The organism is Leptospira sp. B5-022, from assembly GCF_000347035.1.
Classification (GTDB): Bacteria; Spirochaetota; Leptospiria; order Leptospirales; family Leptospiraceae; genus Leptospira_B; species Leptospira_B cinconiae.
On record NZ_ANIJ01000010.1, the window covers coordinates 21919 to 42241 of the forward strand.

Annotated in this window: 19 protein-coding genes and 2 tRNA genes; 6 read left to right on the forward strand and 15 right to left on the reverse strand. The window is 42.4% G+C overall.

Going from position 1 to position 20323, the window contains the following annotated elements; translation table 11 throughout:
• Nucleotides 1-48 precede the first annotated feature (48 nt).
• A complete protein-coding gene (locus tag LEP1GSC192_RS03515) occupies nt 49-1014 on the forward strand; it encodes a hypothetical protein (protein ID WP_020768657.1) in 966 nt (321 codons plus the stop codon).
• A gap of 23 nt (nt 1015-1037) precedes the next feature.
• On the opposite strand, the gene purQ is transcribed toward LEP1GSC192_RS03515, so the two are convergent.
• The 7 genes from purQ to LEP1GSC192_RS03550 are packed head-to-tail and all read right to left on the reverse strand — an operon-like array spanning nt 1038 to nt 6000.
• Entirely contained in the window at nt 1038-1697 is a 660-nt protein-coding gene (gene purQ / locus LEP1GSC192_RS03520; protein ID WP_020768622.1) for a phosphoribosylformylglycinamidine synthase subunit PurQ, read from the reverse strand.
• Nucleotides 1694-1942, reverse strand: a complete 249-nt coding sequence (purS, locus tag LEP1GSC192_RS03525) for a phosphoribosylformylglycinamidine synthase subunit PurS (protein WP_008593368.1) — start codon at nt 1940-1942, stop codon at nt 1694-1696. The genes purQ and purS overlap by 4 nt, the downstream gene beginning before the upstream one ends.
• On the reverse strand, nt 1918-2787 hold the full coding sequence (locus LEP1GSC192_RS03530; RefSeq protein WP_020768698.1) for a phosphoribosylaminoimidazolesuccinocarboxamide synthase: 870 nt from the start codon (nt 2785-2787) through the stop codon (nt 1918-1920). Before LEP1GSC192_RS03530 ends, purS begins: the two co-directional genes overlap by 25 nt.
• Nucleotides 2784-3932, reverse strand: a complete 1149-nt coding sequence (locus LEP1GSC192_RS03535; protein WP_020768614.1) for a PP2C family protein-serine/threonine phosphatase — start codon at nt 3930-3932, stop codon at nt 2784-2786. The genes LEP1GSC192_RS03530 and LEP1GSC192_RS03535 overlap by 4 nt, the downstream gene beginning before the upstream one ends.
• Before the next feature lie 52 nt (nt 3933-3984).
• Nucleotides 3985-4668 (reverse strand): cytochrome c biogenesis protein CcsA, encoded by a 684-nt coding sequence (ccsA, locus tag LEP1GSC192_RS03540; protein WP_020768542.1) that lies wholly within the window; start codon nt 4666-4668, stop codon nt 3985-3987.
• 46 nt (nt 4669-4714) lie between these two features.
• On the reverse strand, nt 4715-5383 hold the full coding sequence (locus LEP1GSC192_RS03545; RefSeq protein ID WP_020768633.1) for a heme exporter protein CcmB: 669 nt from the start codon (nt 5381-5383) through the stop codon (nt 4715-4717).
• The gene (locus tag LEP1GSC192_RS03550; protein WP_036088924.1) at nt 5380-6000 is read right to left on the reverse strand and encodes an ABC transporter ATP-binding protein; all 621 of its coding nucleotides are present in this window, start codon (nt 5998-6000) and stop codon (nt 5380-5382) included. Before LEP1GSC192_RS03550 ends, LEP1GSC192_RS03545 begins: the two co-directional genes overlap by 4 nt.
• On the opposite strand from LEP1GSC192_RS03550, the gene LEP1GSC192_RS03555 reads away from it, so the two are divergent.
• Complete coding sequence (locus tag LEP1GSC192_RS03555) at nt 6000-7046, forward strand: lipopolysaccharide assembly protein LapB (protein ID WP_036088927.1); 1047 nt, start codon at nt 6000-6002, stop codon at nt 7044-7046. The two genes, LEP1GSC192_RS03550 and LEP1GSC192_RS03555, sit on opposite strands and share 1 nt — an antisense overlap.
• A gap of 64 nt (nt 7047-7110) precedes the next feature.
• Nucleotides 7111-7734, forward strand: a complete 624-nt coding sequence (locus tag LEP1GSC192_RS03560) for a hypothetical protein (RefSeq protein WP_020768682.1) — start codon at nt 7111-7113, stop codon at nt 7732-7734.
• A 76-nt stretch (nt 7735-7810) separates the two neighbouring features.
• Here the strand turns inward: LEP1GSC192_RS03560 and LEP1GSC192_RS03565 are convergent, their stop codons facing one another.
• On the reverse strand, nt 7811-10135 hold the full coding sequence (locus LEP1GSC192_RS03565; RefSeq protein ID WP_020768581.1) for a M48 family metallopeptidase: 2325 nt from the start codon (nt 10133-10135) through the stop codon (nt 7811-7813).
• Nucleotides 10136-10236: 101 nt separating this feature from the next.
• Nucleotides 10237-10920, reverse strand: coding sequence for an ATP-binding cassette domain-containing protein (locus tag LEP1GSC192_RS03570; protein ID WP_020768683.1), 684 nt, complete (start codon nt 10918-10920; stop codon nt 10237-10239).
• A gap of 52 nt (nt 10921-10972) precedes the next feature.
• Between LEP1GSC192_RS03570 and LEP1GSC192_RS03575 the strand changes: the two genes are divergently transcribed.
• Together LEP1GSC192_RS03575 and LEP1GSC192_RS19370 are read left to right on the forward strand one after the other, a co-directional pair.
• Nucleotides 10973-11869, forward strand: a complete 897-nt coding sequence (locus LEP1GSC192_RS03575; protein ID WP_020768579.1) for a hydroxymethylglutaryl-CoA lyase — start codon at nt 10973-10975, stop codon at nt 11867-11869.
• A gap of 23 nt (nt 11870-11892) precedes the next feature.
• Nucleotides 11893-12807 carry a TIGR02757 family protein gene (locus LEP1GSC192_RS19370; RefSeq protein WP_081603564.1) on the forward strand — a complete coding sequence of 305 codons (915 nt, stop codon included), beginning with the start codon at nt 11893-11895 and terminating at the stop codon, nt 12805-12807.
• On the opposite strand, the gene LEP1GSC192_RS03580 is transcribed toward LEP1GSC192_RS19370, so the two are convergent.
• The 4 genes from LEP1GSC192_RS03580 to LEP1GSC192_RS03595 form a co-directional block, all read right to left on the reverse strand.
• Nucleotides 12786-12860 (reverse strand) — tRNA-Glu (locus tag LEP1GSC192_RS03580). The genes LEP1GSC192_RS19370 and LEP1GSC192_RS03580 overlap by 22 nt on opposite strands.
• A 20-nt stretch (nt 12861-12880) precedes the next feature.
• Nucleotides 12881-12953, reverse strand: a tRNA-Lys gene (locus LEP1GSC192_RS03585).
• A gap of 157 nt (nt 12954-13110) precedes the next feature.
• Nucleotides 13111-14385, reverse strand: a complete 1275-nt coding sequence (locus LEP1GSC192_RS03590) for an adenylosuccinate synthase (RefSeq protein ID WP_020768624.1) — start codon at nt 14383-14385, stop codon at nt 13111-13113.
• 56 nt (nt 14386-14441) lie between these two features.
• On the reverse strand, nt 14442-15506 hold the full coding sequence (locus tag LEP1GSC192_RS03595; protein WP_052005202.1) for an ATP phosphoribosyltransferase regulatory subunit: 1065 nt from the start codon (nt 15504-15506) through the stop codon (nt 14442-14444).
• Nucleotides 15507-15704: 198 nt separating this feature from the next.
• Between LEP1GSC192_RS03595 and LEP1GSC192_RS03600 the strand changes: the two genes are divergently transcribed.
• On the forward strand, nt 15705-17717 hold the full coding sequence (locus LEP1GSC192_RS03600) for a 1-acyl-sn-glycerol-3-phosphate acyltransferase (RefSeq protein WP_020768626.1): 2013 nt from the start codon (nt 15705-15707) through the stop codon (nt 17715-17717).
• Nucleotides 17718-17737: 20 nt separating this feature from the next.
• On the opposite strand, the gene LEP1GSC192_RS03605 is transcribed toward LEP1GSC192_RS03600, so the two are convergent.
• Nucleotides 17738-18412: a TetR/AcrR family transcriptional regulator gene (locus LEP1GSC192_RS03605; RefSeq protein ID WP_020768617.1), complete on the reverse strand. Its 675-nt coding sequence runs from the start codon at nt 18410-18412 to the stop codon at nt 17738-17740.
• A gap of 187 nt (nt 18413-18599) precedes the next feature.
• Nucleotides 18600-20216: an FGGY-family carbohydrate kinase gene (locus LEP1GSC192_RS03610; RefSeq protein ID WP_020768672.1), complete on the reverse strand. Its 1617-nt coding sequence runs from the start codon at nt 20214-20216 to the stop codon at nt 18600-18602.
• Nucleotides 20217-20323: the final 107 nt, after the last annotated feature.

Genomic DNA, 20323 nt, shown 5'->3' on the forward strand with positions numbered 1-20323 from the left:
TTTATGCGAGAGAAAATAGCCGACTAATCGTCATTAAATGAACCATCCATGAAAGAACATTTAAGCTCCATTCTTCATCCTTCCACATTAGAACCTTTGTTTGGAAAATATTTCGGTCCTGTACAAATCGATAATTCCAAAGAATACAACGCAGGACTTTTTGCCAGATTCAGATCCGTAGATTCAGTGCTCGTAGATATTTTAAGCGAAAAAATCTTTTTAGAACTCAGGATCTATGCGAGCAAATTTAGATCGGGAGCAAATCTTTTACTCTGGAATAGAGAGACCGGGAACCTGCAGGAGATCTCTCTTTTAGAGAACGGAACTTCTTCTTTTATCCACCAGGGAAGTTTTAAGAACGGTTATTGGAGTTTTACTAAATCCGACAAAAGATTCAATTTCAGGTTGGATGATAATATTCGCCAAGGTTATACACATTCCGCGATTTGGGAAAAAAATCTGAACTTTCAATTGGATGCTTTGGCTTATACGGGAGAGAAGAATAAGGGCAGCTGGTTCACTCAAATTTCTCCTTCCGGCAAAGATTGGATCTTTAAAAATCATTCTCCCGATCTAAGGGTAGAAGGACAACTCTCTTGGAACGATCTATCCGTTTCTTTGGAGAATGGACTTTTGTCTTATACTGTCGGAAAAGGGTACGGGCCGGAAGTATTCCCATTGGAAAATAGGATCTATCTGAACGTTTCTACGAAGAAGAAGGTCCATCTTTATTTGGAAGATGAGATCCTAGTTTGGACCAATGGAGAAGTTTCGGATCTTGGGAGTGCAGTCTGGACCGGGAACGGAAAACGTAAGATTGTCCGAGATCAAAATTCGAAATTAGAGCTGGAGCTAGAACCTGAGATAGAGGCAAGCTTCTCCCGTCCCAAAAACCTGGGAACCGAAAAGTTTATAAAAACATTATATACAGTTTCCGGATGGATCAAGACTAAATCTAAAAAGGAAAAAATCTCGGACGGGATCGCAATTTTAGAAAAGACCGAAAGAACTTAGGATTTCCATGCCAAGGCGAAAAGTTAAGAAGCGATGAGAAGATCCAAAACGGTTTTACCGTCCATTTCTCCTGTGATCGGGTTCATCGCTCTTTCGGGGTGAGGCATCATACCTGCCACTTTAAAATCGGGAGAACAGATCCCTGCGATATCGTCCAAACTTCCGTTCGGGTTGTCTCCCGCATACAGAAATAAAATCCGACCTTCGTCCTTTAATTGTTTGCGGATCTCTTCGGAAGCGAAGTAACATCCGTCTCCATGAGCCACCGGAACTCTGAGGATCTTATCATCGGGCAGACTACCGCTGATCTTATTCGCGTTAGACGCTTTTTTAAGACCGATCGTCCTACATACATACTTTAAATTTCTATTACGTATTAACGCACCGGGAAGATAACCGGCTTCCGCTAATATTTGGAATCCGTTGCAGATCCCGAATAATTTTCCTCCGCGATCGGTATGTTCTTTTACCGATTTCATGACGGGAGAAAAAGGAGCCATTGCTCCGGATCTCAAATAATCTCCGTAAGAAAATCCCCCAGGGAGAATGACCAAATCGTATTTTTCGGAGAATTGGTCCTTATGCCAGATCTTATCTACTTTCGCGGAATAAAACTCGGAAAGGACTCTTACGATATCATTATCACAATTAGAACCGGGAAAAGTGACTACAGCCGCTTTCATTCCGTTACGATCTCCGAACGATACGTTTCAATCACATGATTAACTAAAAGTTTTTCGCAGAGATTGGCTACCGTCTTCTTTGCTGTTTCCAGATCCGGAGAATCCAATTTGACCTCGATATATTTTCCGACTCTTACGTCTTGGACCGATTTTTCGCCCAGTTCCTGGAGTGTGGACTTCACAGTGTTCCCTTGAGGATCGAGAACGGATTCTTTTAGAGTTACGTTGATTCTTGCGATAAACATTTTAATAGTCGGTCCTGTATTTCCTTATATGCCTCTTGCAATTCCATAATCAGACTTTCCGGAAGATCCGGAGGAGGAGGAACCTTGTTCCAGCCCGATTTTTCCAGATAATTCCTTAAGATCTGTTTGTCCATGCTGGGCGGAGTAGTCCCGATAACATAGGCACTTTCAGCCCAATACCGAGAAGAATCCGGAGTCAAAATTTCGTCGATCAGGATGACTTTATCGTCCAAAATCCCGAATTCAAATTTGGTATCGCAGAGCAAAATCCCAGCCCTAGCTACCAGTTCAGCGGCCCTGGTATAGATGGAAATCGATTTTTCCTTCAAAATTGAGAAGAGTTCGGATCCGATCTCGTTTTTCATTCTCTCTTCGGAGATATTCTCGTCATGGCCCGTATCGTTTTTGATCGCAGGAGTAAAACAAGGCTCCGGCAGTTTTTGGGACTCTTGCAGACCGGGAGGAAGTTTTTTAAAAGCCAGTGTTCCGTCCTGTTTGTATTCTTTCCAACCGGAACCGGAAAGATAACCGCGGACCACACATTCGAAATCGATCCGTTTGCATTTTTTTACAAGCACGGACCGATCCTTTAGATCAGGATGATCTTTAAAAGGAGGTGGAAACTTAGAAACATCGGTCTCAATAATATGATTCGGAATATCCTTAAAGTAGGAAAACCATTCTGCGGAGATCTTATTTAAAACTTTTCCCTTGCCGGGAACGATCTGGCGAAAAACCACATCGAATGCGGAAATCCTATCCGTAGAAGATAATATCAGGGAATTTCCTAAATCGTATACGTCTCTAACTTTGCCTATATAAGAAGGTTTGGGGAGTTCACTCATCCTTGGATAACCATGAGAGCGATATCATCGTCGTGGGTCATATTTCCCGAATGTGCTAGTATTTTTTCCAAAGAAAAATTTAATATGTCTTCCTTGGATTCCACGGCTTCTTTCAGGATCTTTTTCAGACTTTCTTCGCCCAAAATATTATAGTTCTCATCCGTTATTTCAGTGGCCCCATCCGTGTAAAGTAATAGAGAAGTGCCTTTTTCCAGGACCACGGACCTGAACTCATCCTCCGTTCCAAGCTCAATCGGAATAATAAGAGGTCCCATGCCTGGCAATTCTTCTACATTGCCGTTATTGTACAATAACGGAGGTGGATGACCTCCATTGGCATATTCGAAATTGCCTTTTTTATCTAAGATACCGTAAAAGAATGTGATGGAAAAATCCTCCGGCAGGATCTTTTCCAATTGTTGTCGAAGAGTTTTAACTTTTTCCACAAGAGTATTACTTCTTCCTAAATTAGAAACCTGCATCTTTACCATTGCGGAAAGAAGGGCGGCCGATGGACCATGGCCGGAACAATCCGCGATAAACACATGAAGTTTATCTTCTTCTATCCATGCGTCGATGAAATCGCCACCGATCTGCATCAAAGGATGAAAGACTGAATTTACACTAAAGCCGTTCCACTCTAATTGTTTTTCGGGTACGAGTTCTTGCTGCACCCTTCTCGCCATGACCAGTTCCTTTTCGTACTTCTTCTTTTGGTGCAAAAGTTCGTCCTGAAGATTTTTGATCCGGATAAACGCTCTGATCTTTGCGACTAATTCTTTCGGTTGAAAAGGTTTATGAAGAAAGTCGTCTCCACCGTGGGTGATCGCCTCGTCGAATCCCAATTCTCTGTTATAAGCTGTGATGAATAATATAGGAAGAAGATTGAATCTATCTATCTCTCGGAGCTCTTTACAGAAAGAAAATCCGTCCTGGCCGGGCATACTCACGTCCAGAAGAAGTATGTCCACCTGATTGGTTGCGAGAAGTGTGCGAGCTTCTTCCGTATTCATCGCAGTTAAAACTTGGAAGCCCAGAGGTTTTAAAGTATGAACCAGAAGTTTAAGATTAATATCCGAATCATCGACCGCAAGGATGGAATAGTCGGAATAATTCAATTGGCTCTCTTGCTTCTCTCTATCCACGATCCTTTCCTATCATTACAAAATTCGTATTTTATTAAATTGAGCAAATTTTTCAATCAGACAATTCTTCTCGGACCGCTTTGATCTTATCCAAACGGTAGACTAACCTGTATAAGATCAGAAAAAGTAGGTGATAGGCCAAAATCCCTAACCAAAAAGAGATCCTCATATCGGGATCCATTCCCTTCTTTCCCAATACGGAAGAAGGGTGATTTCCAGGATTATCCATCCAACGAATGGCTCCCCAGGTTAAGATTGCGTTCACACTGCAGAACAAACTTAAAAAAGCGGAGAAGATATACTTTTTCGTTTGGTCCAGGACCAAAAACCGTAATAGAAAATACGCCACAAGGCTGAGCACTAAAACGAAAAAAGAATTTAAACGAGCGTCAGTCGTATCCCAAGGAGTTCCCCAAGCCAAGTATGCCCAGATCGGTCCGGAGAATAGAACACCGATCGCAAACAAAAGGGAGATCTTATTTGCGGAAAGGGAAAGTGTATCCCAGGTTCGATTTTTGGTCACCAAATAAGCGACCGCACAAATGGAAGAAATTCCGGGACCATACAACGCAACCCAAGCGACTGGCACATGAAAATAAAAAATCCTGTGAGAAATTCCCTGCTCTAAGATCACATTGGGATAATATAAACCCAGAAGCACCGCAAACGGAAAAATCGATAAAAACAAAAGAGAGAGTATCCAGTCCCAGGCGGGATGCAGGAGGCGAATATTCATACGCTTGGAAGTGTGCAGGTATCCGCAAATTGTATCAAGAATAATCCTATTCGTCGGAAGTCATTTCTACCAGAAGTGCACCCATAGATCCGTAAAAAACTGCGAATGCCAAAATTAGAGAAAAAGAACCGACCAAGGCGGAAAAAGGTTGGGAGATAAATTTTCTCTCCGCTTCCATTCCATACAAAAATACCGGAATTGAAAGAGGTACGAGCAGCAACGGTAGAAGTATCTCTTTCAAACGGGAAGATAAACTGATATGGGAAAGACAAACTCCTAAGAAAGAAAGGCATAATAGACCGGGAAAGAAAAATACGATCTGTCTTCCGAATTCGTTTATATTCGCGGGAAACGAGGAAAACATCAATGCGAAAAGCCCCATTAGATAAATAGCGGCCGCAGCCAATGCGATGAACACTAAGATCGATTTAGAAAAATATAAAACCCAAGGAGAAATGAATAGTCTACTTGCGGTTCCCCCACCCGCTTCTCTTTCTTCCCAGGTGAATTGACCGACTAATACGAATGAGGCGACAAATAGTATGGCCCATTTTAATCCAATGAGCGCGATCAGATCTATTTTTCCGTTCCTTTCCAGTGCATAATGGAATAAAAACACCATCGCGGAAACTAAAACGAGTAATGATAAGATCCCATTACTTGCTTTTCCCAATAGACGGAACTCTTTTCTGATCAGAGCTAAGATCGCTTTCATTTGGAATTTTCTCCCAATTCCAAAAGTCTAAATTTTGCATTTAAACTAAAATTAGGATCGTGGGTCACCATGATAATGGAAGAAGTATCCAACACATTCTCTAAAACGGCTCTTGCCTTGGATTCTCCCTCGCTGTCCAAAGCGGTCAACGGTTCGTCCAAAAGATAGAGATCCACGTTAGGCAAAAGAGCACGGACAAGTGCCGCCTTCTGTTTCATTCCCCGCGAAAAAGAAGAAACAGGGTCCTTTCTTCTTTGCCAAAGACGAAAATCTTTCAGCCAGGAAACGATCTGGTCTTCGGGACGGCAATCTCCCGCGATACCTCTGAAATATTCCAGATTTTCTTCCAGACTTAAGGTAGTATATAAACCCAGATCATGCCCCAGGTAAGAAAGTTTAGGCGAAAAAGAAGGGAATTTGATCCGGTCCTTGAATTTATCGTGTTGCAAAATGGACTTGAGGAGTGTGGTCTTTCCGGAGCCGTTCATTCCTCTCACAAATAAAACCTCGTTCGGAAAAACGGAGAAGGAAACGTTCTTTAAAACCGATTTTCGTCCGATACTGTACGATAGGCCGGAACATTCCAATACTGGGATCGATGTTTGCGATGAGACCAATGAGGACAATTTCCCTTTTAAAAGAGTATTTACAAGGCTTAAATTTTGCCAAGCCACTCTGCATATTGCTGTTCTTGATCTTTCCCAATATCGCTTACGCACAATTCAAGATCGGAGACTCGGAGTACGCAGGGATACTCTGGGGAGAGAATGATTTTTTAGATCCTGAGTTTTACCAAGACGGGAGCCTGGCCCGCTCCGAACAGGACTTTATAGTGGCAGCCGGCAGACATTGGAAAGGAGCCCCCCCTCCTTCCAAAGCAAGTTTTGAATACGAAGGCAAACAGATCACAAATAGCGGGATCTTTAACAATGAAGCAGTCGGGTTATTACAGTCCGCAGATCCTAAAAAAAGAGAGAAGGCGATCTCCATGTTGGAAGCCGGGATGAGATTCGATCCTTCCTTCTTCGCTTTCAGATACAATTTAGGAAGAGCCTATCATATAGAAAAAAAATACCAAAAAGCGATATTCCAATACGAGTACGCGATCGCGGAAGTCCCTAAATATTACAGAACTTATTTACATTTGGGAGTCCTTTACGAACTTCTAAACGAACAGATCCAAGCAGTCATATATTATAAAAAAGCGGTGGAGCTGAACCAGTTCCAAACGGAGGCCTTGGTGCTTCTTGCGGAACATTATATCAAAACCGATCTGAAAAATAGGGCCCAGATTTATATTAAAAAAGCGTTATCCATAGACCAGAATAGCCCCGATGCCAAGCTCGGTTTAGCCCGCCTGGAGATTATGGGAGGAAGAGATTACTACGCGTATAAGATCTTCCGGAACACGGATCTTTACGACGACCAAGGGAAGAAGCGACCTTATAATAAAAAATTCCATTTCTACTTCGCGGAAACAGCAAGTAAGATAGGCGATTATGTCACGGCCGCAAAAGAATATGAAGAGTTGCTAAAATACCCAAACGACCCTTTCTTTACGGAATTCTCCCTGAAAATTATAGAAAGAAGAAGGGACCTGGCAAAAAGGTTCGCGGAAATCAAGGCCGCAGACGAGGAAGCGGAGAAGGAAGAAGGGCAATAACCTAAACCCGAAAAAGACTTGGCAAACCGAAAGAATTCGTCCAATCTTACGGACGGAGGATCCAATGAAAAACCAAACCAGGCTTTTCGCTTTGGCGACCCTCTTCTTCTTCGTTCCGTTATTGGCCCAACAAAAACAAAAGGTCAACGAGGCGGACGTATTTCAGGACGAAACCAGCGAGTACACCAAGTCCCTGAAAAAGATCATCGTAGGTCTGGAAACAACGATCAGCGAGAGATTAAAAGACTTGGAGCGCAAACACGATATCCTCGTGGTCCTGATGCCGAAGTATGAGAAACGCCAAACCATTGTCACGGAAGACATTCCTTTCCAAGTTGAAGACGGTTACGAGAGTAATTTGCTCAAGTACATCACGTTCCAATTCAACGGTGGGAAGGTATCCGATATCACTCTAGCATCCGAAAGTAAGAGGATCTACTACGAGGTGATGTTCGAGAATAAGAAAATCGTCTTCAAACCGGCAGATTTAAAATCGAGCGAGGTCACCCACGAAGTTTTCGAAGCAACCGAAGTGACTAGACTCAACGAGATGTCTCTCGAAAACCAGATCAAAGCTCTCAGATTGTTAGAAGCAAGTCTTCGTTCTTCCATTTATCGGATAGACATTCTGTTAGCTTTGTATAAGGACAAAAAAGACCGCAAAAACTTGTATCATATCGAGTTCTAAAAAACTCTTCGATCTAGTTTTGTTGGAACCCCGAGGCGATATCAGCCTTGGGGTTTTTTATTTGAGATACTCTTTATTATAAAACTAAGATCCAATGGACCGTAGAGTAAAAGATCCCGCCGATTATCGCAGAAGATGCCGAGAATCGGAGTAAACCCGGAATGAATCCATCTGCAGTCTGGAATCGATCCCATAACCCGAGTCTCCTTTGCAATTTTCTTTCTTTACCGGGAGTCAGTTTAGGATAATCTTTCACCGGTACGGATGCTTTCGGAGCGGGCTCCACTTTTGCTTTTTTGTCCAAAGTCCAATTCAGGATCTTAGCTTCCACATTAAGTAACTCTTCCAAGGAAGTATAACGTAATTGCGACAAAGAGTTATACGTGAGATCTATCCAAGAGTCCACGACTTTTAACCATTCGTTCATATTTTCCCGTGTTGGAGGTACAAAGCCGAATTTCCCCAGTCCGGAGGCCCAAGAATCCACTCCCAAACGTTCTAAAAGTACAGAATCCAATTCTATTTTTTCCGCGTTTCTGAAAACGATCTCTAAAGCATTAAAAAGTTCGGTACCTGCTTTAACTAATCGATCCAATTCTCTGGAACTCACATCTCTATCCGCAGTCACAACTGCATACACGTTGTTCAACAATCCTCGAGCATCGTCCACATCCGCTCTAGAATGATCCGCATAATGTAATACTTCCAATAGTCCGGATAAATATTCCGGCCAACCTTTTCCGATTTCCTTTGCTGCCTGAAAAAATGCCGAATGGCAAAGTTTATCGTGTTCAGAAACTTTTCCCAAAACCTGTTCGTATTCTTCCCGAATCGATTCGATTACCTTAGGCAGTTCTCTCTTTCTAATTTCGTTCCCTCGAAATCGAATGATCCCATCCGGCGGCACTAAAAATCCGTCTTTTAATGCGGAGAGTAACCCAAGTTCTCTTTCCATATTCCTTAACTTTTCCAAATCTTCGGATAAGCTAGGAGGATATAATTCTCCCAAAGTTTTGGAAAGGGACTCGATCTTGTGATCCAAAAAATTTTCCGGCTTCTCCGCATAAAGGGTAAAGGAACGTCCTAGATACGCTCCTCGGTATTTACTATTCAAATATTCTTGTTGGTATTCCTCATCCAGCTTTCCAAGCAACCCTTCGTCGGTGGATACTTCTTCCGGAAAATTTAGAAGAAGTTTTTTCATAAAATTTGCCTTCAATTCTTCCGGATTGTCGAAGATCACCCAGCTTTCCCTATCATCCAGTTTCGCAGGGATATATCTTCTTTTAGCGTTATTCTCCCGCTCATGATTATAAGGATGTGTTGCCCACATCTTGGGAGGTTGTGCAATGTCTGTTGTAAAAACCCGATGTTCGCTCGGATTTGTGTCCGGAAGAATAGCCACTCTGCAAAAACCCGGATCGTTCAAAATTCTACCCATATGATCTATAGTACGTAAATGAACGTTGAAAATATTCGCAGCGGCCTTATACTCTTGCGCTTGTCTGTAAAAAAAGTTCTGAGCGCTATCCCAAGTAGAATCTGCTGCTTGCAATTTATGTAATGCATGGATCAAGGCATCGCTCCCGGTTACGGATACGGCAACCAAATCCGCCTGGAACTCCATTTCTCTGGAAAGTGCATGCTGAGCGATGAGTACCAAATTGAAAATAGATTCCAAAGAGGCTCTCAAAGACCAAATTGCCAAACGCAAAATCCAAAAGATCCAGGCTAGCCTAGGATCCGTATAAGACCAACTTTTCAGGAAATCGTCTAAAGCATCCCGTCTTGCAATGATATGAGCGGCCATTTGCTGAGCGATATAAACCCAATTTCCTAACGCCATACTTCTTTGAGCAAAATGTCCGAATTCGTGGGCCAGCACCGCTTTGAGTTCACTGATTGTAAGCACATTCACAAGCCCGAGACCGATCTCCAAATTTTTTTTGGATGGGAAGAAAAAATTCAAAATGGATAGATCATAGAATACGCAAGCATTGACCCTTGAGGAAAGAAACACTCTATGAGGCCTAGGCGCACCAGTTTCATCCGCTAATCTATATAGGAATCGAAATAGTTTAGGTTCACTTTCTTCTTTTACTTCATATTCTTGGGAAATTTCTCCTTTCTTAACAAAGAACAATGCCTTAATCATAAAAAAAGAGATCATACCGGAAGCCAAGGCGGAAATAAAAGTAAATAGATTCGAATTTCGAGAATGAAAACCTTCCGAAACCAAATAAAAAGTGGCCCATGTAAACCAAGTAGCGATCGCAATATACACGATTGCGAATCCGACAAGACCGGCTACGGACAACCATAGATTTCTTTTCTGATTTTTAGTAGGGATCGTCAGATCATTCGGAACATTAAGCGGGTTTTCGGGATATACAAAATCCATAAATTCTCTTCCTGCCATTCATGTGATAGTATAACAAATAAAGCTCGGATTAACAAATTCCCGACAAAAGAATCGATTTTTTTTAGGATCAAATATACTTTTTATTGAGAGTCTATCGGAATACGACTTAACTTCTCCAATTCTAAAACCCTAGAGCAGAATTTTCCCGCCGATTTTACATTATGGGTCACCCAAAGAATGGTCACCCCCTCTTTCTTATTCAGCTCGGAGAGAGCTTGTAAAACCTGATGATTCAAGATAGGATCTAAGGCGGAAGTAGCCTCATCCAAACATAAAATTTTAGGCCGACAAAGTAACGCGCGAAGAAGTGAAAATCTTTGTAATTCTCCTCCCGAAAAAAAAGAAGGAAGACGATTTCGATCCTTAGCTTCCAAGCTTAAGAGCGGAAGCCATTTTTCCAACAAAGACTCGTATAGGTTTTCTTCTTTGAATAATTGTAAAGGTTCTCTTAAACTTTTTTCCAAGGTCCAAATGGGATTAAAACCCAAAACAGGATCTTGGAAGACCGGTTGTATCCATTTGGCAGGAACTTCTTGTTTGGATTTTCCGAAAATCCGAATGCGGCCTGTTTTTTTCCAAGAGGATGGGAGCGGAAGGTCTAATATAAGTCGTAAGAGTGTGGACTTTCCGGAACCGGAGCGGCCCAAAATTCCGAGAAATTCTCCTGCCTTAACTTGAAGGTTCACCCCCGACAAGTAGGTCCTTTCGGAAGAAGTGAGGGAAACTTCTTCCAGAACGATGATCGGTTCTTTTTTTTCGGACACGGATACCGGTTTAGTGCTTGCTTAGAATTCTGACAACCAATCCCTTAAAGACATGAGTTTGAAAATTACGGAAGTAGGACCAAGAGATGGACTCCAAAATGAAAAGTCGGAGGTCCCCACAAAAGATAAACTAGTTTATATTCAAAAACTGGTTGCAGCCGGCCTAAAACATATAGAGGCCACTTCTTTCGTAAAAAAAGAAAATATTCCGCAATTGGGAGACGCAAAAGAACTCTCCGCCTCTTTGGATCTGAAAGGAGATGTTCACTTTAGCGCGCTCACTCCGAATCTTAAAGGTTACCAAGCTGCAACCTCTTCCGGATTTAAAGAAGTAGCGGTATTCACAGCCGCCTCGGAATCATTCACTAAAAAAAATATCAATCGTAGCATCCAAGAGTCCATAGATGGATTTAAGGAAATTTTTGCGGAAGCAAAAAAAGACGGGGTATTAGTAAGAGGTTATGTTTCTACAGTAATCGATTGTCCTTACGAAGGAAAAATCGATCCGAAAAAGGTTTTAGAAGTTTCTAAAATACTTTTGGACCAAGGAGCGTACGAGATCTCGCTGGGAGAAACAATCGGCACGGCAGTCCCCGCAGAAGTGGAAAATTTACTCAACATTCTTCTGAAAGAAATCCCTGCGAATAAATTGGCAGGACATTTTCATGATACCTATGGAATGGCGATCTCGAACGTCCAAAAATCCTATGAGTTAGGAATTCGATCCTTCGATTCTTCTTCCGGAGGACTCGGAGGTTGTCCGTATGCGAAAGGCGCATCCGGAAACTTGGCTACAGAGGATTTGGTTTACTTCTTCCATAAGTCGGGAATCCAAACCGGAATAGATCTCTCAAAATTATTAGAGGCTTCCGCATTTATGGAAGGGATCTTACAAAGAAAACTAGCTTCTCGTTCCTATATCGCATTAAGAGCAAAAGTGGCTTCTTAAAAAGAAGTCGCTCGGAACTAAACATGCCTCCTTCTACCCTGCCAAAAGAGAAAAACCTCAAAAAAAGTTTCGATCTTTTGTACAGGAATTATACCAAACCTGAATTCTTAGACTCCGATCCGTTATTTTTATGCTATCTTTACGAATCACAGGAAGACAGGGAATTTGTCGGACTGTTATCCGCGTTATTCGCCTATGGGAATGTGACCGCGATCCGGGGTTTTCTTTCCAGACTTTTGGAACCGATGGGTAAACGACCCAAAGAATATCTACTAAATCATGGAACCAAGATCTGGAAAAACAAATTAGGACCTTATCGTTTCCAAAAAGAGAAGGATATTCTTCTATTCTTACAAGCGATCCGATTGGCTTACTTGGAAATAGAAAGATCGGGGGAAAAATTTTTAGAATCCTGGTTTACTCCGATCCATCCTAAAGATACAGGTTTAGAAAAAAGGATCTCCGGTTTTCAATCCAGGCTTTCCGAAATTTTACATTCATTGGATCCGGGTTGGAAGTCCTACGGTTTGGGCTTTTTGATCGGGCTCGGAAATCCTAAATCGGCACATAAACGTTATTGTATGTTCTTACGATGGATGGTCCGTAAAGAAGAACCGGACCTGGGTTTGTACAAGAACATACAGGCATTCGAATTATTATTTCCTTTAGATACTCATATCAATCGTCTTTCTAATATTTTGGGAATTACGGAAAGAAGGACTTCCGATCTCAAAAAATCCAGAGAGATCACCGATTATTTCCAAAAGTTTTATCCGGAAGATCCGTTGAGAATGGACTTTGCTCTTTGCAGGCTCGGGATCTTACGTAAATGTAAAAGTGTTTATATCGCCGAGCTATGTGAGTCTTGCGATTTGAAAAAAGTCTGTAAGATTTATGGGAAGAAAAAGAAGAGAGTTGGTACCGCCACGGAGAATTGAACTCCGGTTACCAGGATGAAAACCTGGTGTCCTAACCACTAGACGATGGCGGCGTTTAATTTAGCTCAAGCCTTGAGTCGTTTGGGATTCGAACCCAAGACCCTCTCATTAAAAGTGAGATGCTCTACCGACTGAGCTAACGACTCGAACGTAAGAACACGATATTTTTCGGCCCTCACTGGTCAAACGAATTTCCAATAGTTTTTTACCAGTTTGGAGAAGTTTCTAAACGAAAAAAATATAGTCGCTTCTCTCCTGAAGCCCGCTTGCGAAGGCGAACTAGATGAAAATTTTTGTCCAATTTTAGAATCCGGAAGCGATCGTATCCTTTCTGTCCGGTCCGGTGGAGATCAAATCGATACGAACTCCTATCAATTTTTCCAAGGCACGGATATAGTCCTTACAAGTGGAAGGAAGTTTATCGAACTCTCCGATCCCGGTGATATCGGTTTTCCAACCGGGAAATTCTTCGTAAATCACCTTTACTTGATCTAGTCCTTGAGAAGGGAAACAATCCAGTTTTTTACCGTTCCTTTCGTAAGCAACTGCCACAGGAATTTTATCGTAAGCGGAAAGAACATCTATCTTAGTAAGTGCAATGGATGTAAGTCCGTTGATACGGACGGCGTGTCTGAGTACTTCCGTATCGAACCAACCGCAGCGTCTAGGTCTTCCGGTAGTAGCGCCGTATTCCGCACCGAGAGTTCTGAGTTTTTCTCCTTCTTCTCCGTGAAGTTCCGTAGGAAAAGGACCTTCTCCCACTCTGGTGGTATACGCTTTCGTAATTCCGATCACGTTTTTCAGATGATGGAATGCGATCCCGGATCCGATGAACGCTCCACCCGTTGTCGGATTGGAACTAGTCACATACGGATATGTGCCAAAGTCCACATCTAATCCGGTTCCTTGTGCACCTTCCAAGAGAACTTTTTTACCGGCCTTCAATTGGGATTCCAAATAATACGGAGTATTTATAATATTCTTTTGGATCTTAGAATAAAATCTTTTTATATTCTCTAAAATTTCTTTGGTGGAGATCTCTTCTACATCATAGAGTTTAACGAGCTCTTTATTTTTTTCATCCACCAGATGTTGTAGTCTGGTCTCGAAATCGTTTTCGAGAAGATCCCCTACCCTAAGGCCGATCCTCATCATCTTATCTGCATAACAGATACCGATCCCTTTTTTAGTGGTACCGATCTTACGATCCGGAGCACAGGAACTTTCTCTAGCGGAATCAATGAGTCCATGGAATGGAAAAAGTAAGTGGCAAGCATCGCTGATCAAAAGTTTTTCATACACCGGAAATCCTTCCGCCTGAAGTTTGTCACATTCTTCTATAAAGAACATAGGATCTAAGACCACGCCGTTTCCAATCACACAGATGGTTTGGTCGTAGATGACCCCGGAAGGGACCAAATGAAAAACGTATTTTTTACCGTGAACCACCACTGTATGTCCAGCGTTGGCTCCGCCCTGGTAACGTACTATGATATCCGTATCTTTGGAAAGGTAATCGATTACTTTTGCTTTCCCTTCGTCCCCCCATTGGGTTCCGACCACTAATGTTGCGGGCATTGGATTATTCCTTCATTCCTGTTTCTTTTGTATATAATTTCAATTTTTGCATATAATTACAGTCGGTCCAATCGATTGACATGTCTCTTATTTGGATCTCCGCCAAAATTGCCTTTTACCGATTGGTCCAACACCGCTTCCAATGCATCTACATTGATCGCATATCCGCAGGCGTCTTTTTGGGTTCCGGAGAATAATTCGTACAAATGGTCGTAAGCTCCTCCGGTTAGAACAGGTTCCGAACTTCCGGAAACATACCCTTGGAAAACGAATCCGGTATAATATTCCAAATCTGGAATAAGAGTATAATCGGAACAGAATTCCACACCGGGCGTTTCGCCGAGTGAACCTATAATTTCCGCCGTTTCAGCGATAATCTTTTGGAAAGAATTAGAAAGTACTAAAGAAGCGAATTTTTTGCTTAGATCTTCCTTATGAGAAACAAATCCCAAACACAAAGATTCTAAAACCGGAAATATCCTGGAAGCGTTTCGGCTTTCCAGAAAACGACTGATCTCCGGAAGATTCTTTCTATATAATAAAAACGACAATTGCCTTTTTTCAGCTCTGGAAAGTTCCAAAGACTCCAGAACGGAATGAAAAACCCCGACGTTACCGAGCACTACGGTTAATGGCGAACGCAGTTTAATTCCGGAGAATAATCCGGAAATCTCTTTCAAAATTCCTAAAATAGCCGGAGCACCGGAACCGCCTATATGTTCCGCGCCCACTTGTAGGATCTCCTTTCTAGAACCGCTTTTACGTCCATAGTCCCTGAAAATTTTTCCCTGATAAAAAATACGTTGGTTTTCTTTGCGGTGCGCAAAACCTGCCATACCTTTTACAGCTTGGACGGTTAGATCAGCGCTGGGAGAGATCTCATTTCCATCGGAATCCCTGAATCGATATAGAGCAGAGGAGTCTTCCGCCGACATGGTAAGCAAAAAAGAAGATGAATAATCAAAAGAAGGTAAAAATACCTCAGAGTACTTGAATTCTTGGAGCTTGGAACTCAGGGAATTTAGAAGTTCCCTTCTTTCCGAACTCTCGTTCGGTCCGAAAAAATGAAATCCGTCCGGGATCCATTTTTTCTCACTAAACTCTGGAGGATTATGTGTCATCTGTTCTTTACGAAAAGCCCCAAAGAACAGTTCCTTTTGGCTAGGGTAGAATTCAAATCGTTTTTCCCAAAAAATAGAATGACAATAAGCCTTCCAAGGATAGAAAGTATTCTCCGGAAATCGTGTATCGAACCTTAAAGTTCGAGCTCTAAGCACCGAAACCAGATTAACCGCAAGACCTAAAGACAGAGACGTATCATGGCAGAAAAAGAACAATCCGTCGGAAGATGGCAGAAGGAATTCTTCGAGAACATTCACCTATTCAAAAGATCAGGGATGAGCGAAGAAGAGGCGAAAAAGATACTTCAGAAATTTCTTTATCTTTGTTCCGTTACTCCGATGCCTCCGGTCATGGATGTTTTTAAGGATCCGTCCTCTTTGGAAAGAATAGGTGTGTACACCCCGCCTGAAAAGAAAGCAAGAGAGTTCATGATCGAATTTCTTTCTCCCATCATGAAATTTTTTACGGTAGAAGGGATCGAAAACTTAAGCGCAGTAAAACCTTTGATCGGAAAATACCCGGTTACCTTGATTTCCAACCACCTCAGCCATTTGGACGCTCCTGCAATCTTCCAACTATTATATCATGCTTCGCCGGAAGGTAGAGAAGTCGCGGAACAATTGGTGTTTATCGCGGGACGATTGGCTTACGAACCTGATTTTACTAGGCTCGGACTCTATATGTTCGGAACTCTTTTGGTCTGCTCCAAAAGAGACATGGCGGATAACCCGAGTCTTTCCGATGTGATGACCAAAATTAATATGAGGGCCTTTAGACATTCTCAAAAACTGCAACAGGAAGGAAAGATCGCTGCCATCTTCCCGGAAGGGACCCGATCCAGGGACGGAAGACTGATGCCTTTTGTGGACACTGTCTATCACTATGTTGCGAATAAGGTTATTCTTCCCATTTCTTTAGAGAAGACGGACAAGATCCTTCCTACCACAAGTTTACTCTTCAACCAAGTAGCGGGTAAACTTACCATCGGCAAACCGGTATTAGTCGGGGAATTATCCAAAAAGGAAATGGCCCATTTCCCCAAAGATATAGAACATCTTCCTTTCCCGGAACATGGAGACAAAAAACAATTCCTGATCGATAATTTAGCTCTGCTTGTAGGACAAAATCTGAACAAACACCAACATGGTATTTATAGGAACTTGTATAGTGCGGATGCCAGGGACCAAAACAAACTGATCAAAGTCCCGAAAGAACCGAAAGAAAAAGTGGTAGTGATCGGAAACAGCAGTATGGGAATTGCGATAGCAACCGTATTGGCGAATAAAGATATCAGCGTTCTAGTCTATCATCCGGACCAAGAATACACTTCTCAGTCCAATGCGGAAAGAAGGGATCTCAGAACGTATTCCCTTTATAAACTTCCTCCGAACCTGACATTCACCTCCGATCCGGAAGAATTAAAAACCGCAACCTTGTTTATCCAAGGGACCAATCCTTGGGAATTGCATACGATCTATCCGGATCTGCAACCTTATCTTTCTAAGAACAAGGCTCCATTTTTCAATATTATCAAAGGATTTACGAGTGCAGGTTTAATCCTGGACGATCTACAACACGGTTTAGGTATAGAAGACGACAGGATCGGAGTGATTTCCGGGGCTTCTTATCCGGATCAGATCATGGAAAGAAAAATTTCAGGATTCGAGATCGCGGCAGTGAACGAAAGTCTGATCCCTCGTATTCAAAAATTATTAACTACAGGTTATATTTTTCCGAGACCTGCGATCATTCCTACGGACGTAAAGGGAGTCCAGCTTGGCGGGGCGCTCAAAACAATTTACGCTTTGGTAATGGGAATTGTAGAAGGTTATTTCCAACAGACTCTGGGTGGGAATGTGGACAATTCACTCTTCCATCTTTCCAATCGTTTCTTTAACGAGATGGTAAAAGTGGGAGTGCAGATGGGAGGAAAACCGGAAACATTCCAAGGTCTATCCGGTTTGACCGACTTTATGTTATCTTGTTTCGGAACGGATGCAAAAGACAGAAAGACCGGATACGATATAGCAAACGGTCATCCTTCCGAAAAGATGTCTAACGGATTCTATGGATTGAAGGTAATGCCGAACCTAATGAAAATCGATCCAAACGAGGTCCCTATCATGTATGCCGCTTACGAGGTGGTCATCAATAAAAAAGACGTTCGTAAGGTGGCGGAAGGAATGGAAGAAAGACTTTCGAGAGTTTAATCTCTCGTCAGTCTTGCATTTTATCGTCCGTTTACGAAAATTTGTAGTAGTCCTTCTGCAAGCGCTTCTATCTCGGAGGCTCTTTCTTTCAGAAGTCGGAACGTTTTTTGTAATGCGATTTCCATTTCTTCTTTGGGAACTCCGAATGTAGTCAGGCCCAATTGTATGACCGTAGCCATCATTCTGAGTCTGTCAATTTTTCCGGAATACACCATTTCTTCCAAAAGGCTTTGAAATACTCCTCTGAAAGCCAAAGTACGGATCAAGTATTCTTGTTCGTCGAATTCAGGATTATATTTTTCGAATAAAGCTTTGCTTCTATGAGAACCGCGGTTCCCGATCATATCGGTAACACCTTGGGTCTTATACGCCGCCAAGTAAGTTTCCGCGATGGTAATTTTTTTCTGGCAAAGATAAAATTGTAATCCGACTTCCATTGCAAAAACCAAAGGAGGATCCATTTCGCCGACCAGACGTTCTGCGGTCTCACCCGCTTCGTTGAATACTTCGCTTGCGATCGCGAGGAGTATCTCTTCCTTATTCTTGAAAAAATGATATAAGCTTCCCGTAGTGATCTCTGCTTCCTCGATGATCCTACGAATGGTTGCCTTTTCATATCCTTCGCTTACGAAAAGTTTTCGGGATACTTCTAAAATTTTCCCCCGAACTCGATTGGACTGTTCTATTCTCTTCATTTGTTGACACCCTGCCTGAACCGAGTTCGCGAATAATATTTTTGAATCTCAAAAATATCCATACACTATTGTTCATTTCACAAAGAATCCCTTATGGGATACACTCGGTCCTTTTTATTTATATTCCTTCTCTAAACGTACACTATCGATAAGCATCTAATTTTAGGCTTCAATATCCTCCCCCCTTTTATGGCAGGATATTATATGTATTTAAGATTGCGTAATGCGCTTTATTAGCCTCGTATAATTTTTTGAACACGGAAAAATTCCGATCATAAACCGGTTTGTTCGCCGGATTCGGGATCCATCTTTGCTTACTAGGTATTAAATTTTTGATCTCTTCGAAAGAATGAATTTTACCTAATCCTAATGCAGCGATCGCTGCCGCTCCCGTTGCTCCTGCATTTTGAGGATGGTCGATAGTTTCTATCGTTTTGCCCGTAATATCCGCCAAGATCTGGCAAATGATAGGAGAACGTGCCACCCCGCCCACAAATCGGACGGTGGAAGAAGCAGGGACTTTAGCCTGAGATAATTCTAAGATCCAGCGTTTATGAAAGGAAATCCCTTCGATCACGGACCGGATCAGTTTTCTTTTTCCCGTATCCAGACCTATATTAAAAAACATTCCTCTTGCTGCAGGGTCTTCGAACGGACAACGGTTTCCATGCAGCCAAGGAGTGAAGATCACCCCGTCGCTTCCAGCGGGAGTATCCTTGATAGATTCGAATAAGAATGCGAAAAGGCTTTCGTGAACCGCATCCTCTCCTTCCGTTACATTCTTTTTTTCTAAATAAACATCTATCTCATCCAGGGCAAGATGGTCCTTAACCCATTGCAGACATTTACCCGAGGTTTCCTGTTCTCCGAAATAATTATAATAACCCGCTCTAGCACCTACGATAGACGCAATTCTCGCATTGATATCCACAGTCCTTTTTTTAGTTACCGTAGAGACCCAACCGGAAGTTCCCGCATAAATATGAGTGTCACCTTCTTCTACCGCGCCCGCTCCGATACCGATCAGAGTGGCATCCCCTCCTCCGCCGAAAACCGCAGTTCCTTCCTTGAGCCCTAGTTCTTTTGCAGAAATCTCGGTCAGTCCGCCGATTAGGTCCGTGGATTGGATGAGATCGGGAAGATGTTCCGGACGGACTCCGAACATTTTACAGAGTCCCTTATGCCAACGGCTTTTTCCAGGACGAGAATCATATAAGAAAGTTGCAAACGCGGAATCCAAGGTCATGGTAGCTCTGCCGGTACATCTGGTAGTCAGATAATCTTTCACATCCAACCACTTATGGACTCTCGCAAATTTTTCGGCTTCTTTTGCCTCGACCCATTTATATTTCCATAATGGATCTTTTACACTTCCGGCAACCGCTCCGGTGATCTGTAAGGAACGAAGAAGTTTATAAGCATTTAAACCTTCTATCTTGATCCCATGCTCTATCCCTTTTTTCATTTCTTCGCCGGCTCTTTGGTCCATATAACTCATTGCCGGACGGACCGGTTTTAGATCCTTATCCACTAAAACGAGACCTTGCATTTGGGAACAAAAAGAGATCCCGCGAATTTCAGCCGGATCGAGTTTGGATTCTTTTAAGACTTGGGCAGTGGTATCTCTCATAGAATTCCACCAATCTTGAGGGTCTTGTTCCACTCCTCCTCCCTCTAAAAGAGTGAGTCCGTATTCTTGGCTAGCGGAATGTACAAGAGTCAGTCTATTACCAATTTCAAATAGGCAAGTTTTGGTCCCGGTAGTTCCTATATCGTAAGCCAAAACATAGACTTTTGATTTCATGCAGTAGATCCTCCGAGGCCCAGCAGTGGCAATATGCCAGATGAGTGAGCGCTCACTCATCTGGAGAATGAAAAGGCCTCCCAAAAGGGCAATCCTTTTTTCTAGAA

Excerpts from the sequence above, each read along its gene's own strand:
- LEP1GSC192_RS03545 (WP_020768633.1), bottom strand. The coding sequence starts at position 5,383 with ATGAAAGCGATCTTAGCTCTGATCAGAAAAGAGTTCCGTCTATTGGGA.
- LEP1GSC192_RS03515 (WP_020768657.1), top strand. The coding sequence starts at position 49 with ATGAAAGAACATTTAAGCTCCATTCTTCATCCTTCCACATTAGAACCT.
- LEP1GSC192_RS03575 (WP_020768579.1), top strand. The coding sequence starts at position 10,973 with ATGAGTTTGAAAATTACGGAAGTAGGACCAAGAGATGGACTCCAAAAT.
- LEP1GSC192_RS03555 (WP_036088927.1), top strand. The coding sequence starts at position 6,000 with ATGAGGACAATTTCCCTTTTAAAAGAGTATTTACAAGGCTTAAATTTT.
- LEP1GSC192_RS03560 (WP_020768682.1), top strand. The coding sequence starts at position 7,111 with ATGAAAAACCAAACCAGGCTTTTCGCTTTGGCGACCCTCTTCTTCTTC.
- LEP1GSC192_RS03595 (WP_052005202.1), bottom strand. The coding sequence starts at position 15,506 with ATGACACATAATCCTCCAGAGTTTAGTGAGAAAAAATGGATCCCGGAC.
- LEP1GSC192_RS03605 (WP_020768617.1), bottom strand. The coding sequence starts at position 18,412 with ATGAAGAGAATAGAACAGTCCAATCGAGTTCGGGGGAAAATTTTAGAA.
- LEP1GSC192_RS03565 (WP_020768581.1), bottom strand. The coding sequence starts at position 10,135 with ATGGATTTTGTATATCCCGAAAACCCGCTTAATGTTCCGAATGATCTG.
- LEP1GSC192_RS19370 (WP_081603564.1), top strand. The coding sequence starts at position 11,893 with ATGCCTCCTTCTACCCTGCCAAAAGAGAAAAACCTCAAAAAAAGTTTC.
- ccsA (WP_020768542.1), bottom strand. The coding sequence starts at position 4,668 with ATGAATATTCGCCTCCTGCATCCCGCCTGGGACTGGATACTCTCTCTT.
- LEP1GSC192_RS03600 (WP_020768626.1), top strand. The coding sequence starts at position 15,705 with ATGGCAGAAAAAGAACAATCCGTCGGAAGATGGCAGAAGGAATTCTTC.
- purQ (WP_020768622.1), bottom strand. The coding sequence starts at position 1,697 with ATGAAAGCGGCTGTAGTCACTTTTCCCGGTTCTAATTGTGATAATGAT.
- purS (WP_008593368.1), bottom strand. The coding sequence starts at position 1,942 with ATGTTTATCGCAAGAATCAACGTAACTCTAAAAGAATCCGTTCTCGAT.
- LEP1GSC192_RS03610 (WP_020768672.1), bottom strand. The coding sequence starts at position 20,216 with ATGAAATCAAAAGTCTATGTTTTGGCTTACGATATAGGAACTACCGGG.
- LEP1GSC192_RS03530 (WP_020768698.1), bottom strand. The coding sequence starts at position 2,787 with ATGAGTGAACTCCCCAAACCTTCTTATATAGGCAAAGTTAGAGACGTA.
- LEP1GSC192_RS03590 (WP_020768624.1), bottom strand. The coding sequence starts at position 14,385 with ATGCCCGCAACATTAGTGGTCGGAACCCAATGGGGGGACGAAGGGAAA.